The sequence below is a fragment of the Peribacillus sp. SRI_006 genome, from assembly GCF_057586375.1.
Window position 1 is genome coordinate 51,331 of sequence record NZ_JBYCZT010000005.1, and the last position, 14,399, is coordinate 65,729.

The window sequence follows — 14,399 nt, forward strand, 5'->3', positions numbered from 1 at the left end:
TCCTAGAGTAAATGGGAAAACAGATGACCCGAGTGACACTATGTCTATCTGAGCTCCTTCTTGATTTATCATCTTGCTAATATCCTTATTATATCGTATTGGATAATCCATTTATTATCATCTTAGTGATATTTTTCTAGAATATTAACATTCAAGTATTACATTTTTTTATAATTAAGATAGAGTTCTTTCCTTAATATTTAGGGCCCTAACAGGTCATCAACTAGCGAAGGCTCAAATCCTTGATGTCACAGCATATCCAAATATCATTCCTGTGTGTTTTTATGCATTGCACAAAGTGGCACAGAAACTGCTGTGAAGGTGAATCGTTCGTTGCATGACGCTAGCCACTTTGGTACACTATGCAGAAGTGCATTTCAGCTAGGATTGACTATCGAATGATAGATAAGATGCTGTCACCTTTACATAATTCATGGTCTTTGTAAGCGGTGGGGTGCTCCCGAACGAAATATGGTACAAAAGCTTAACAATATAAAAGTTTTTCTAAGAAGACCATCTGTTCCCTCATACAGCAGGAGTTGTATGGGGGCTTGTATTTTATTGAGAATTTTCTGTTTAGATGAAATAAGGAGGAAGCAATGAACAATTATAAATTGACCATTCAATATGATGGCGGGCGCTATAAAGGCTGGCAGCGACTTGGTAATAGTGATGATACGATCCAAGGGAAAATAGAAAATGTATTAACGGAAATGGCAGGGGAAAAAATCGAGATCATCGGATGCAGCAGAACGGATGCCGGTGTACATGCCCTTGCTCAAATCGCCAATTTTAAGATCGGTGACAACCTGACTGAAGTTGAAATCATGGATTATTTGAATAGATATTTACCAAGAGATATCAGCATTGTCGAGGTTACGTTAGTCCCTGAACGTTTTCATGCACGTTATAATGCTAAGGATAAAACCTATTTGTATAAGCTCTGGAACGAGCCATACACAAATCCTTTCATGCGAAAGTACAGTATGCATGTAGAGGAAAAGCTGGATATCACTAGAATGAAAAAAGCATGTCAACATTTTATAGGTGAACATGATTTCACTGCTTTTTCAAATGCAAAATCCAAGAAAAAATCCATGGTACGTGAAATATATTCCATTGATATAGAAGAAGATGCCGGCTTCATCGAAATTACGGTGCGAGGCGATGGATTTCTTTATAATATGGTTAGGAAGATTGTCGGGACGTTGATAGAAGTAGGGTTAAATGAAATAGATGCTGAAAATATACCAAGTATTATAGAGTCAAAAGAAAGAATCCAAACGGGCCGTATGGCGGAGGCAGCTGGGTTATACTTGGTAAAGGTTGATTTTTAGACCGGATATTGATGCATGTGTTAATGAATGTAATGTGTACAGGCAGTAGAAAAAGGGAAGTAATAGGGAAGAATGGTAAAGCGGAAAGTACGAAAGAAGGAGAGATTTTCATGAGATTAGCAGGAAAGAAAATAATCAGTCTTGTGCACCATGATTTTGAAGATTTAGAGCTCTGGTATCCGATTTTACGTTTAAAAGAAGAAGGGGCGATCGTTCATCTCGCCGGAGAAAAGGCGAATGAAACATACATTGGAAAATATGGTGTACCAGCCATTTCTGATTATGAGTATGGCAGTATCAAGGCTGAAGAATATGATGCCATTCTTGTACCGGGCGGTTGGGCACCCGACAAAATTCGCCGGTTTCCTGAAGTGATATCCCTTATCCAAAGCATGGAAGAAAATAAAAAACCCATTGGGCAAATTTGTCACGCTGGTTGGGTGTTGATATCCGCGAAAATTTTACAGGGGAAGAATGTAACGAGTACACCTGGCATTAAAGATGATATGGAAAACGCAGGGGCAAATTGGATAGATGAGCCCGTCGTCGTAGATGGAAACCTTGTGTCAAGCAGGCGTCCGCCTGATCTACCGGATTATTTAAGGGAATTGATAAACGTGATTGAAAAGGGTTAAATCCATAGTACGGTGAAAAAGTGTTTTTTCCTTCTGGAAAAAACACTTTTTTTATCCATACCCAAATTTATTTTAATAGTGATTATGATAAAGATCATTCCCTTGATTGATCCTTAATCAAATCAATATATAAATTTCCTTTTGTCCCTACGACAGCATACGAGATATCAAAAACAACAAGGTTCCTTTTTTTGAGTTCAGCCATCAACCATCCTTCATTGTAGGTGTGTGTGGATAGGTTATCATATAAGATTTTTCCGTCATAGACCAGTTCAATCGGTACAGAACCTGCTGGGGGCAGTATTGGTAAATCCTGCTTGGTGGCATTTTGGTATTGTTCTTTTTTTAATACAGAGAGTGAACCATTTATCTCTAAAATGGCACATTCAACTTCATCTATGTTGAAGATATCTTTTCCCCGCAAAGCCTGTTTAAGAGAATCCAGTGAATACCCCATCCGTTCCATTGACTCTTCAAGAATTCTTCCTTTTTGAATTAAAGTGGCAGGTTCTCCGGCAATCCATTTCCCGAAACGCGGATTTCGAACCGCTAGAAGATTGAGCATGAAAACGACGGTACCCATAATAATTATGGAAATGATGAAATACAGGAATTTAATTTTAATATTGAATGCTAGATTTCCTGCAATTGTCCCCATCGTAATGGAAGCGATATAAAGGTGATAGGTCTTCTGGGCAATTGTCTGTTTACCGAGAAGTTGGACAAATACCCATAATAAAATAAAAGAGGTAAAGGTTCGAAAGATGATTTCAACAGATTCCGACATGACGATTTCTCCCTTACAAAACTCCCGACAGTTCGTTTGAGATAGTATGTTCTTACACCTTGCCATTTATTCTGTAAAGGAAACAGACAAGAAACCGTCTTTGATTTGGGAACCCCTCTTGAATTAATAGATTTAAACGATTGGTGCGATACATAAAAAAATGAATTATGAAACAACATTCAATAAACCAGGCATTCATATTAGTGAAATATCAAGAAGCAAGCCGCTCAATACTTGCTTCTTTTTTTTGATGAATCCATGGATATGTTTACTTAGTATCGATTAAGAAATTTCTACGAATAATAGTATCAAAATACATTTGCACGGGGGTATGTTTTGAGAAATATTCAGGAAATTTTCATTGACGATTTAAAAAGCATTTATAAAAATTTCTTTGTTTGTATCGTAGTCGTCTTTCTCATGTTCATCCCTTCCATTTATGCGTGGTTTAATATTGTTGCATCATGGGACCCGTATGCAAACACGGAAGGAATTCTTGTCGGTGTTGCCAATAATGATAAAGGTGCGGAGTTAAATGGTAAAGCCGTGAACATAGGCAAGGAAGTAATGGAAGGGTTAAAGGATAATAAGGATCTGGGCTGGAGGTTCACATCGGAAAAAGAAGCGATAGAAAAGGTGGAAAAGGGTGATTATTATGCATCCATCATCATTCCGGAGAACTTTTCCGAACATATTGCGACGATCATGACCGATGATCCTAAGAAGGCGGGGATTGATTACTATGTTAATGAAAAAATCAATTCTATTGCTCCTAAAATTACGGCAGCGGGTGCCAACAGCATTGTGGACAATGTGAGCAAAACCTTTATCAAATCAGCCAGTGGGAGTATCCTTGCAATCTTTAATGAGCTGGGAATCACCTTGCAAAACGAGTTGCCGACGATTCAAAAAATGAAGAATATGGTTTATTTATTAGAGGCTGAACTGCCTGAGCTTGAACAAAATATCAAAACCGTTCAAACACATGTCAAAAAGGCTGAAGATATCATTAAGAGGGTCAATGATGGCCTGAATTCGATAGAAGGAATAACATCACAGAAGGACAAATTGGTATCGGACGTTTCTAGTTATGTAGATTCAACAAGGCAGGCATTCGAAGGAATCAATCCCCTCTTGAAAAATGATATTGCGAACATAAGGAGCGATAATGAATCCATTTTAGTGCTGGCAAACCGGTTAACGGGTCAGGATTTACCTGACAATGAGTCGGATCAGCTAGTGGAACAAGGTGTAACGAGGATAAATAAAGAGTTGTACCTTTTGGACAGTATGTATAATTTATTGGTGAGAGTCAATCAATTTAATGAGAAAAACGTGCTTCAGCCAGAAATACAGCTGGTTGATGAACTAAGGGATAATGCTTCGAACCAACTTCAAGCGCTGAATGACCGAGCATACGGCAATCTTATCGAACTTGGCAGGAACAATGATCAAGTCTTGGCAAGCTTCCAGGAGAACTATTCAAAGGAAACGGGGCCAAAATTCAATGAAATCTGGAATGAAACAGAAGCAATATTGAATAATGTCCAGCTTACGATGGAGGAGGGAACCAAGGTTCTTCCTGAGGTGAGGACGCTGTTGAATGAGACCAATCGAACATTGGAAACACGTACAGCGGATATTGATAAGTTACAGAATAAGTTTCCGGAAATCGAAACGAAAATAAAGGCTCTGGCTTCTAAAATGAGGGAAATTGATAAGTCTTATAATATGGAAGAAGTGATCGATTTCCTAAGGAATGATATTGAACAAGAAAGTGAATTTTTTTCAGAACCAGTTCTGCTCAATAAACACAGTCTCTTTCCGATTCCGAACTATGGATCCGCCATGTCTCCTTTCTTTACGGCACTTTCCCTTTGGGTCGGCGGTACAATATTGATTTCCATGCTTAGCGTGGGTGTTTCTCAAAAGGTCTACAGCCCGTATCAAATTTATATCGGGCGGTATCTAATATTTTTCATCATTGGGGTGATGCAGGCCCTTAGTGTTTCTATTGGGAACATCTTCCTTATCGGTGTTTATGTAGCGGATAAATTTGAGTACATCCTGTTTTCCGTTCTGATAAGTACGGTATTTACACTCATTGTCTACACCTTCGTTTCCGTTCTTGGAAATATTGGAAAAGGGATAAGCGTCGTCTTGATGGTCCTTCAAATATCAAGTTCAGGAGGCACCTTCCCCATTCAAGTCACACCGCCCTTTTTTCAGCATATTAACCCTTTCTTGCCATTCACCTATGCTGTGGGTTTGCTTCGTGAATCTGTTGGGGGAATAACCTGGAGTGTAGCTGGCAAGGACATTTTTATCTTGATTCTCTTTTTAATAATCACGTTCATCTTAGGTGTCATTTTGAAAAAGCCTCTGCATGCAAAGACACAAAAGATGAAGGATAAATTGTATGGAAGCAGGATTTTTTAAGGTAATTGAAAGAGTGCTGTGACCGCGGTTAACTGAAGTTGAAAATTATGGTTATATTCAGCCTGAACCCTTAAAAGGGGCTCGGGTTTTTTTATTTGCTGAATGGTATTTATAGATATGTATTTTTATGTAGGTTTGGAATATTCATCAATACATTGACAGTTGAATAGAAAAATACCGATAAATTAGAATTTTTGCATTTTTATAGTTGACAAAAACCATTGGATTAATCATTATTAAGAAATAATGTTTAGTAAATCGATGCGATATAAAAGTGGGGTGACTTTATGTATTTAACAATAGATGGCATTGAAAAAAGTTTTAAGAATGAAAAGAAAGAAAGCATAAAGGTGCTCGATAAGATAAACATAGAGGTCGAGAAAGGAAGCTTCGTTTCGATCGTCGGCCCTTCAGGATGTGGTAAATCCACGCTTCTTTATCTGATTGCCGGCCTTGATAAAGCAGATGTGGGTGAAATACGTGTAGCTGGGAAAAAAGTGGTGAAGCCAGGTCCGGAACGGGTTGTCGTGTTTCAGGAGGCGGGTTTATTTCCTTGGCTGACAGTACTTGAAAATGTTACATACGGATTGAAGATAAAGAAAATGCCCAAAGAAGAGGCAAAAGCCAAGGCATTGGACATTTTAAAGATGGTTCACCTCAGCCGATATGTTGACTCCTATCCTCATCAACTCTCAGGAGGAATGAAACAGAGGGTAGCCATCGCAAGAGCGTTGGTGATGGAACCGGATATCCTGTTGATGGATGAACCATTCTCCGCACTTGATGAGCAAACGAGGATGGTTTTGCATAAAGAGCTGCTCGAAATCTGGAGAAAAACTAAAGTGACGATCTTTTTCGTTACCCATAATATTCGCGAGGCTGTTCAGCTTTCCGAAAAAATTATCGTCTTTGCTACCCGTCCCGGGAAAATCAAAGAGACGATTTCCGTTCCTTCCATGAAAGATGGAGTTATGCCGGATAGTGTAACTTTGCATACAGAACAAAGGGTTCTATCGATTTTGCAGGAGGAAATTGAAAAAGTGCTGAAGGAGGAAATGGGGAATGATTACAGCTTTAAGACGAATCATATTCATCGCGATGATAGCGGGGATATGGGAAGTCACATCTAGACTTTCCAGTCTTCCGGATTTCATGTTCCCAAGCCTGACTCAGGTTTTGGAAACTCTGTTTAAGGGACTGATGAGCGGACAAATAACCGAAGCCATCGGAAAAAGCCTTGGCCGTATCCTGATCGGCTTTATGATTGCCATTATAGTAGGTCTGATATTAGGATATTTCATTTGGCGCTTTAAATTGGTCGAAGACACTTTAGGATTCGTCGTGACGGCTTTACAGTCCATTCCGAGTATCGTGTGGTTCCCTTTAGCGATCATTTGGTTTGGATTGAATGATTTTTCGATCCTTTTCATCGTCACCATCGGAGCAACTTGGACGATGACGGTTAATGCAACAAGTGGCTTCCGGAATGTACCCCAGTTGTATCAGCGGGTTGCCAAAACATATGGATCGACCGGATTTCATTTTCTTCGTACCGTGATTTTACCAGCATCCGTCCCGCAAATAATATCCGGTCTCCGAATTGCATGGGCCTTTTCCTGGCGTGCATTGATGGCAGGTGAATTACTTGGCGGGGGAGGCGGTCTGGGCCAATTGCTGGAAATGGGCAGATCACTTGGACAAATGGATTTGGTCATCTCCGTGATGATCATCATCGCAATCATCGGAACAATCGTGGATAATGTCGTCTTCTCCCGTCTTGAACGTAATGTTCAACTGAAATGGGGAGTGAAGTAACGGTAGTTTAATAAAATAATAGCTTTAAAGGAGAGAAAAATATGCTGAAAAAATCATTCTTTGCCCTTATTCTGTCTGTTTTGTTAATCGGAATAGTAAGCGGATGCACTCAATCCAGCAGTAATGATGAAGAAGGGAAAGGGTCCGGGGGGAAATCCGTGAAAATTGGTTATTTTCCTAACCTAACCCACAGTGCAACGATCATTGCACTTGAAAAAGGCTTTTTCGAAGAAGAGTTCGGTAAAGATGTCAAGATTGAAACCAAAACAGTGGCCAATGGAGGATTATTCATGGAAGCAATGGCCACAAACGCCATTGATGTCGGAACGGTCGGGCCTGGTCCATTGCTTAACTTTTACGTGAAAAACCCTGAATACCACCTGATCTCCGGGGCTGTTAATGGAGGTGCCGTACTTGTGGCTAGCGAAGGCAGCAAGGTTACGGATTTAAAAGATTTGGCCGGTAAAAAGGTAGCGATTCCCGTCATTGGAAGCACTCAGGATGTCATGCTTAGGAAGGCCCTTCAAGATGTAGATTTAAAACCGACTACAAATGGGGGCACAGTTGAACTGTATGCGGCAGCACCTGCTGACACAACCGCCCTTTTTGTTCAAAAGTCTGTCGATGCAGCAGCGACCCAGGAACCATGGGGGTATGTATTGGAAAATCAGGCAAAAGGAAAGCTGGTGCTTGACTGGGATCAATTTGCATGGGGAAAAGATTCACCTAACACGGTAGTGGCTGCAAGCCAGAAGTTCTTGGATAAAAAGGGGTTCGCTGCTTCCTATTTGAAAGCGCATGAAAAAGCGGTGAAGTTCATACAGGAAAATCCTGAAGAAAGCCAAGAACTGGTTATTAAGCATTTGAAGGAACTGACTGGAAAAGAATTAAGCAAAGAAGAAGTGGCTTCAGCATTTTCACGCCTTGAAGTGACAACTGAAGTTAATGAGCAAGTCATTCAAGAAATGGCCGACATAAGCAAGGAAGCCGGTTATATCCCTAGCAGTGATATAAAAGGCATGATCGATTTATCAATTCTTGAAGAAGTGTCCAAATAACAAGCAAGCGCCTCAGCCATCCTGGCTTTGGCGCTTTTTTTAAAAGGCCGGATTAATCCATTTTAATTAAGCGGGGAAATAATCCTCCATATAAACACCTCAGGTCATGAACTTCCTTTATGGACAGATTTGATCCAATGCTTGGATAACATGATCAACCTCCTCCCAGGAATGGATGGTAGCGCCTGAAGCCAGTGAATGTCCTCCACCATTGAATTGACGTGCGACTGATGCGATGGGAATATTCCGTGAACGTATCCTGACACGGATTTCAGAAGGGTATTCGATGAAGAAAGCCCAGATTTTATTTTCCCTGACACTTGATAGCGTATTGACTAAATTCGAAGCTTCGAGTCGATCCACCCCATACATATTTAAAAGCTCGTCCGTAATTATGAAGTAAGCTACCCCTTTATCAGTTACCTTGAAGCTCATGAGAATGTCTTTTTGAAGTCGGGAAGCGTTTTTCGGCTTAACATTAAGGCTGTTATGGATTCTTTCTGGCTGAATATTATAGGTTCTTAAGTGCGAAACCATTTTTAATGTCCTGGGAGTTGTATTCCCATTCGTGAAATTCCCTGTATCACTAAGTATTCCTGCATAAAAAGATTTAGCCGCTTCTTTATTCATGATGAAGCCTTCTGGAAATTCCAAGAATAAATCAACAAGCATTTCACTTGCAGAGCTATAAGAAGGGTCGACCCAAGAAATGTCCCCGAATTGTTCGTATTCGGGGTGGTGGTCAATTTTGATCAGCATGTCTCCATGATCATATCGGGAATCACTGATCCGTGAAATGTTGGCAGTATCACAAACAATCACTAAGGCACCTTTGTATTTGTTATCGGAAATGACATCCATATCACCTATGAATAGAAGCTTATCCACTTCCTCGCCTACCGCATAGACTTCTTTAGAAGGGCAGGAGTCCTTCAATAGCTTCTTTAAACCGAGTTGTGATCCCAATGCATCCGGGTCCGGATTTACATGACGATGAATGATGATTGTGTGGTATTTCTTGATCGCTTCGATTATTTCCAGTTTTTTATTGTCCATAGCGCCATCCCCTTTTTAACCTTTCCTTGTCTGCCGTGCGACGATTGATAATATGTAAAATTCATATATTGACAGTTATACCTATTCAATCATCACATGCCAAACGAATAAAGGCAATTCCGATTACTTTGGATGGGGGGGAGTCCTGAGGCATACGGAAAGTATACGGAACAGATGTAATAAAACACTCAAACAAAATTATTGCAAAATTCAAAAAATACTACTATACTTAATTTACCAAACCGATGACAACAAGTTACCTTGTTGCATGGCCGGCTTGATATAAAAAACTGGAATCCATAAAAATTGACTTGGTTCACTTGATCTTCCTTTGCAGGAAGACAGTTCGTGGATAAGGGTCAGTGAAACATTCAATGTAATGACATTGTTGGTTTTACTGGCTCTTTTTTGTGTATCCACGACAGTTTGAAAGGGGTGATGATATGAATGGAGCTTTGGAGGGAGTCAGGATTATCGATGTATCCCGTGTTTTGGCGGGGCCGTTTTGTTCAATGATTCTCGGCGATTTGGGTGCCGATGTCATTAAAATCGAGCATCATGAGTCAGGGGATGAAACGAGAGGGTGGGGGCCGCCATTCGCAGAAGGAGAAAGCGCTTACTATTTATGTGCAAATCGAAATAAGCAAAGCATGACCTTGAATTTAAAATCTGAGGAAGGAAAAGAGATTTTCCGGAAGTTGGTGGCTTCAGGGGATATAGTGATTCAAAATTTCAAGACAGGCACATTGGGAAAACTGGGGTTGGGTTATGAGGATTTAAGGGAAATCAACCCCAAACTGATCATGGCCTCGATTACAGGATTTGGTTTAACCGGTCCTTATAAAGATTTGCCAGGCTATGATTATATCATTCAAGCGATGAGTGGTTTGATGAGCATCACCGGAGAGAAAAATGGGAGTCCCGTGAAGGTCGGAGTGGCCATAGCTGACATATTGACAGGCTTGTATACATGCATTGGCATTTTATCCGCTTTACATCATAGGGATAAATTGGGGGAAGGCCAGGAAATTGATATTTCATTGATGGATTGTCAGGTTTCTACATTGGTGAATGTCGCCAGCAACTATTTATTCAGTGGCTTGACCCCTGAAAGAATGGGGAACCAACATCCAAATATCGTTCCATACCAGACGTTCGGGACAAGGGATGGAGAGCTTGTCGTGGCTGTGGGAAATGATGATCAGTTCAGGAGATTTTCAACCGTTATAGGCAGACCTGATTTAGCGGAACAGGAACAGTTTAAACATAATGAAAAACGTTTGCAAAACAAGGAAGAATTAATACCGATATTAGAGGATTCGTTGAGAGGTAAGACAAAGAAGGAATGGAAAAGGCTGTTTGATGATGCAGGGATACCGAATGGTCCGATTAATGATATAGCAGAGATGTTCGAAGATCCGCAAATCATCGCAAGAGGCATGTTGGTGAGCATGGGACATCCCACAATCGAAGATCTTAAAGTGACGGGATCTCCCCTGAACCTTTCAAAAACACCGGTTACCATGAGAAAGCATCCGCCTCTCTATGGCGAGCATACCGATTCCATTTTGGCTGAAATAGGATATAGTCCATATCAAATAAGCAAATTCAAGGAAAATAAAATTATTTAGGAGGAATTTTAATGATGAATTTCGAATTAACAGAAGAGCAGCAAAGTGTGAAGAAAGTGGTAAGGAAATTTGTGGATAAGGAAATTATTCCATATATTCAAGAGTGGGATAGGCAAGGTCAATTCCAGCCTCATATTTTAAAAAGGTTAGCTGAATTGCAGTTGATGGGCGTGTGTATACCCGAAGAGTATGGCGGGGTCGGAATGGATTATAATACCCTAGCCATCGTTTGTGAAGAGCTGGAGCGAGGAGATACGGCTTACCGAACTGCAGTTTCTGTACATACAGGGTTGAATAGCATGACCCTGCTTCAATGGGGGACGGAAGAACAAAAACAGAAATATTTAGTACCCCAGGCAAAAGGAATCAAGATTGGTGCTTTTGGGCTGACTGAACCGAATGCAGGGTCTGATGTAGCGGCAATGAAATCAACGGCAAAACGTGTTGGGGACCATTATATCATAAACGGGTCAAAAACATGGATTTCGCTCTGTGATTATGCAGATCATTTCCTCATTTTCGCCAAGACGGATCATGATGCCGGTTCAAGGGGAATCACTGCCTTTATCGTGGAACGGACTTTCGAGGGAGTGGAGTCGAAAGCCATTAAAGGAAAATTAGGAATTCGTGCAGGGAATACAGGCGAGATCTTTTTAACGGATGTAAAAGTTCCGGTGGAGAATAGGCTTGGTGAAGAAGGTGAGGGCTTTAAAATTTCCATGTCGGCATTGGACAGCGGCCGGTTTACAGTGGCCGCAGGTGCTGTAGGGTTAATAGAAGCAAGCCTGGAAGCAAGCTTGAAGTATTGCCATGAACGAAGCACATTCGGAAAAGAGATTGGCAGGCATCAGCTCGTTCAACAGATGATTGCCAAGATGACAGCAAATTTAGAGATTTCCAGATTGCTGGTCTTTAAAGCGGGCACCTTGAAAAATCAAGGAAAAAGGAATACGAAGGAAACATCACTTGCCAAGTGGATATCATGTAATGCTGCTAATGAAGCGGCCAATGATGCTGTTCAAATTCATGGTGCCTATGGCTACTCGGATGAATATCCAGTCGAACGTTTTCTGCGGAATTCAAAAGCTCCGGTCATTTACGAAGGAACCCGTGAGATTCATACTGTAATGCAGGGTGAATACGCACTTGGCTATAGACAAGATAAAGAGCTTCGCAAGCAATTGCCTGCATGGCCCTTCGAGCAAGTTTCCGTACATTAACTATAGATAGAGGAGATCAGATCAGATGATGAACACATACTTTATTGCAGGGCATGCAAAACTTCCTCAAGGGATGGCAGCGAGAAATATATATGATTCAATCACGATCACGGTGGAGCTTGACTTTAAATATGGAGTAATAGTCGAGGCTTCCTGTACGCTTGCTACAGAGCATGGCAGGGAATTCATCCGACAACTGCTGCGCGGTTATTGCCTGAAAGATGGTATCGAAGAATTGATTGATCGTGTGCAAAATCATTATCGTGGGAAGGCTGGTCAAGCCATTCAAGCAGGGCTGAAGGATGTGTATGCACAGTTCGAATTGGTCTCCGTTAAATAAGTGAAACCGAAAAGGGTCCTACCGTATGTAAGAGGGTAGGATCCTTTTTTATAGGTTCAGGTACATGGCAAATAAGTCCACTGTCATTATAAATGGCCGTGTTTTTATTGTTTATGGGAAGGGACATTTGAATGGATATAACGATCGTGATAATTTTAAAAACACAAAACTCGCCCCTATAGGACGAGTTTTGTGTTTTTTTATAGAATTTGGACTTTAAAGTAAAGCTTAATATCCAGTAAAAAAATATTAGTTGTACATTAAAACGGTACCATGAAACTAGAAGCACCTTTTCCGTTTATTGCGAAAATTATTGCCGCAAAGCCAACTGCAGTGGTTGGACGAACACCGGTTTCTGTTGGAGCGCCGTTGTCTGCTGCATATGGAACACCGGTTTCTGCTGGTGCGCCTTTGTGTGCTGCAAGTGGACCTCCTCCTGCTGGTGCGCCTTTGTGTGCTGCAAGTGGACCTCCTCCTGCTAGTGCGCCTTTGTGTGCTGCATGTAGATCTCCGTTTCCAGCAAGAGCGCCTTTGCGTGCCGGAAGTGGACCGATTCCTGCTCGTGCAACGTTTAGTGCTTCTGCGGGAAGTTCGCCTGTTATTGTTGTTTTTACGTGAAGAACGGCCTTTTGAACATGGGTCATTATGCATGAAATCGCTTAAGCCGAAGGAATTAGCTCTATCCACCGCATTTTGTATATCACGATTGATGTCAGACATATTTATATATCCCCCTTTCTATACGTTAAACTATGCGCTTGTACGTAATATGCCAGAGATAATAGCACATTTTTATTAAATATTTGTTTTTGGTGACACCCCTCGCTTTTTTTCCATAATTTAATAGGAAAGTGAAAGGGAAGGGTTAGGTTATATGAATGCTGACAAGAAGCTGCCTGTGTATCAGCTTTTTATTCCACCAGTTAATTTAATGGAGCTTCGCAGAGATATATGGTGCAATGATCCTTTACCTGCAAAGTTAACGATCAACAAAAAAAAACTTGATATTGATATTGCTTACCGTGGCTCACATATCCGAAGTTTTCGGAAAAAATCCTATAATGTAGTCTTTTATAAACCTAATACTTTTAAGAATGCCAAGGAAGTTCATTTAAATGCCGAATATAAAGATAAATCTTTACTAAGAAATAAATTATCTTTAGATTTTTTTGCAGATATAGGGACTTTATCACCGAAAGCCCAGTTCGTTTTCCTAAATCTAAACGGAAAGGACGAGGGAATATATCTGGAATTGGAATCAGTGGATGAATATTATTTGAAGAAAAGGGGGCTCCCCAATGGGTCCATTTTCTATGCAGTGGATGGTGATGCCAATTTCTCATTGATGAGCGATTTGGATAAAGGAATCAAAAAATCATTGGAGATGGGCTATCAAAAAAAATGCGGGACAGAAAAGGAGGAATTATATTTACAAGAGCTGATCCTCCAAATCAATACAATTTCAAGAGTGGATTTTGAAAAGGGAATCGTAAAATATGTCGATGTGGAAAAGTATCTGCGCTGGCTGGCCGGTGTCATATTCACGCAAAACTATGATGGGTTCGTTCATAACTATGCTTTGTATCGAAATGGAGATACCGGTCTATTTGAAATGATTCCATGGGATTATGATGCGACATGGGGCAGGGATGTTAACGGGAAAGTGATGGAAGAGGATTATGTGGGAATCGGGGGGTTCAATACATTGACTGCTAGAATCCTTGATGTAAGGGGATTTCGTGTCAGGTACCAAGAACTTCTTAAGGAGATTTTGAACAATCATTATACCGTGGCCTATATGAAACCTATCATTCAGGAAATGCATGATCAATTAAGACCTTATGTATCAAAAGATCCATATATCAAGGGGAATAAGGAGAAATTTGATGATGAGCCCGAATTCATCCTGAAATTCATTGAGGCCCGTGCGGAGTATATAAATAGCCACCTGTATAAATTGGATTAATAATTCCTTTCGTTTAGAGATGGAACAATGAAAAATATAGTGGCAGGAATGCTGAATAAAAAGCATTCCTGTTTTTTTCTGCACGATTCCATTTGCTTTTCTATACTATTACAGC

General features: G+C 40.6%; 13 protein-coding genes and 1 pseudogene. 10 read left to right on the top strand and 4 right to left on the bottom strand.

Going from position 1 to position 14,399, the window contains the following annotated elements; all coding sequences use genetic code 11:
• Positions 1–599 precede the first annotated feature (599 nt).
• Positions 600–1,337: a tRNA pseudouridine(38-40) synthase TruA gene (truA, locus tag AC2YHV_RS08175; RefSeq protein ID WP_487373008.1), complete on the top strand. Its 738-nt coding sequence runs from the start codon at positions 600–602 to the stop codon at positions 1,335–1,337.
• Positions 1,338–1,447: 110 nt separating this feature from the next.
• A complete protein-coding gene (locus AC2YHV_RS08180) occupies positions 1,448–1,972 on the top strand; it encodes a type 1 glutamine amidotransferase domain-containing protein (protein ID WP_487373009.1) in 525 nt (174 codons plus the stop codon).
• A gap of 94 nt (positions 1,973–2,066) precedes the next feature.
• Here the strand turns inward: AC2YHV_RS08180 and AC2YHV_RS08185 are convergent, their stop codons facing one another.
• Positions 2,067–2,759, bottom strand: a complete 693-nt coding sequence (locus AC2YHV_RS08185; protein WP_427525953.1) for a DUF421 domain-containing protein — start codon at positions 2,757–2,759, stop codon at positions 2,067–2,069.
• Positions 2,760–3,095: 336 nt separating this feature from the next.
• Between AC2YHV_RS08185 and AC2YHV_RS08190 the strand changes: the two genes are divergently transcribed.
• From AC2YHV_RS08190 to AC2YHV_RS08205, 4 genes are all read left to right on the top strand, one after another.
• A complete protein-coding gene (locus AC2YHV_RS08190) occupies positions 3,096–5,198 on the top strand; it encodes a YhgE/Pip family protein (RefSeq protein ID WP_487373010.1) in 2,103 nt (700 codons plus the stop codon).
• A gap of 287 nt (positions 5,199–5,485) precedes the next feature.
• Positions 5,486–6,328, top strand: a complete 843-nt coding sequence (locus AC2YHV_RS08195) for an ABC transporter ATP-binding protein (protein WP_057278916.1) — start codon at positions 5,486–5,488, stop codon at positions 6,326–6,328.
• Positions 6,261–7,013 (top strand): ABC transporter permease, encoded by a 753-nt coding sequence (locus tag AC2YHV_RS08200; protein WP_034314377.1) that lies wholly within the window; start codon positions 6,261–6,263, stop codon positions 7,011–7,013. Before AC2YHV_RS08195 ends, AC2YHV_RS08200 begins: the two co-directional genes overlap by 68 nt.
• A 41-nt stretch (positions 7,014–7,054) precedes the next feature.
• On the top strand, positions 7,055–8,071 hold the full coding sequence (locus AC2YHV_RS08205) for an aliphatic sulfonate ABC transporter substrate-binding protein (RefSeq protein ID WP_098864075.1): 1,017 nt from the start codon (positions 7,055–7,057) through the stop codon (positions 8,069–8,071).
• A gap of 117 nt (positions 8,072–8,188) precedes the next feature.
• Here the strand turns inward: AC2YHV_RS08205 and AC2YHV_RS08210 are convergent, their stop codons facing one another.
• Entirely contained in the window at positions 8,189–9,127 is a 939-nt protein-coding gene (locus AC2YHV_RS08210) for a DHH family phosphoesterase (RefSeq protein WP_063577034.1), read from the bottom strand.
• 443 nt (positions 9,128–9,570) lie between these two features.
• Between AC2YHV_RS08210 and AC2YHV_RS08215 the strand changes: the two genes are divergently transcribed.
• From AC2YHV_RS08215 to AC2YHV_RS08225, 3 genes are read left to right on the top strand one after another with little or no spacing between them, the layout of a single operon-like run.
• Positions 9,571–10,758, top strand: coding sequence for a CaiB/BaiF CoA transferase family protein (locus tag AC2YHV_RS08215; protein ID WP_487373011.1), 1,188 nt, complete (start codon positions 9,571–9,573; stop codon positions 10,756–10,758).
• Between the two features lie 14 nt (positions 10,759–10,772).
• Positions 10,773–11,978: an acyl-CoA dehydrogenase family protein gene (locus AC2YHV_RS08220; protein ID WP_487373092.1), complete on the top strand. Its 1,206-nt coding sequence runs from the start codon at positions 10,773–10,775 to the stop codon at positions 11,976–11,978.
• Positions 11,979–12,006: 28 nt separating this feature from the next.
• Positions 12,007–12,318, top strand: a complete 312-nt coding sequence (locus AC2YHV_RS08225; protein WP_095679647.1) for a DUF3870 domain-containing protein — start codon at positions 12,007–12,009, stop codon at positions 12,316–12,318.
• Between the two features lie 260 nt (positions 12,319–12,578).
• Here the strand turns inward: AC2YHV_RS08225 and AC2YHV_RS08230 are convergent, their stop codons facing one another.
• The gene (locus AC2YHV_RS08230; protein WP_487373100.1) at positions 12,579–12,962 is read right to left on the bottom strand and encodes a hypothetical protein; all 384 of its coding nucleotides are present in this window, start codon (positions 12,960–12,962) and stop codon (positions 12,579–12,581) included.
• A 22-nt stretch (positions 12,963–12,984) separates the two neighbouring features.
• Positions 12,985–13,038 (bottom strand): annotated as a pseudogene (locus AC2YHV_RS08235) (hypothetical protein); the annotation flags it as partial.
• 154 nt (positions 13,039–13,192) lie between these two features.
• On the opposite strand from AC2YHV_RS08235, the gene AC2YHV_RS08240 reads away from it, so the two are divergent.
• Entirely contained in the window at positions 13,193–14,284 is a 1,092-nt protein-coding gene (locus tag AC2YHV_RS08240) for a CotH kinase family protein (protein WP_487373012.1), read from the top strand.
• The last annotated feature ends 115 nt before the right edge of the window (positions 14,285–14,399 follow it).

Bases quoted from the DNA above. Each gene is read 5' to 3' on its own strand.
- truA (WP_487373008.1), top strand. From the start codon at position 600: ATGAACAATTATAAATTGACCATTCAATATGATGGCGGGCGCTATAAA.
- AC2YHV_RS08180 (WP_487373009.1), top strand. From the start codon at position 1,448: ATGAGATTAGCAGGAAAGAAAATAATCAGTCTTGTGCACCATGATTTT.
- AC2YHV_RS08185 (WP_427525953.1), bottom strand. From the start codon at position 2,759: ATGTCGGAATCTGTTGAAATCATCTTTCGAACCTTTACCTCTTTTATT.
- AC2YHV_RS08195 (WP_057278916.1), top strand. From the start codon at position 5,486: ATGTATTTAACAATAGATGGCATTGAAAAAAGTTTTAAGAATGAAAAG.
- AC2YHV_RS08200 (WP_034314377.1), top strand. From the start codon at position 6,261: ATGATTACAGCTTTAAGACGAATCATATTCATCGCGATGATAGCGGGG.
- AC2YHV_RS08205 (WP_098864075.1), top strand. From the start codon at position 7,055: ATGCTGAAAAAATCATTCTTTGCCCTTATTCTGTCTGTTTTGTTAATC.
- AC2YHV_RS08210 (WP_063577034.1), bottom strand. From the start codon at position 9,127: ATGGACAATAAAAAACTGGAAATAATCGAAGCGATCAAGAAATACCAC.
- AC2YHV_RS08215 (WP_487373011.1), top strand. From the start codon at position 9,571: ATGAATGGAGCTTTGGAGGGAGTCAGGATTATCGATGTATCCCGTGTT.
- AC2YHV_RS08220 (WP_487373092.1), top strand. From the start codon at position 10,773: ATGAATTTCGAATTAACAGAAGAGCAGCAAAGTGTGAAGAAAGTGGTA.
- AC2YHV_RS08225 (WP_095679647.1), top strand. From the start codon at position 12,007: ATGAACACATACTTTATTGCAGGGCATGCAAAACTTCCTCAAGGGATG.
- AC2YHV_RS08230 (WP_487373100.1), bottom strand. From the start codon at position 12,962: ATGACCCATGTTCAAAAGGCCGTTCTTCACGTAAAAACAACAATAACA.
- AC2YHV_RS08240 (WP_487373012.1), top strand. From the start codon at position 13,193: ATGAATGCTGACAAGAAGCTGCCTGTGTATCAGCTTTTTATTCCACCA.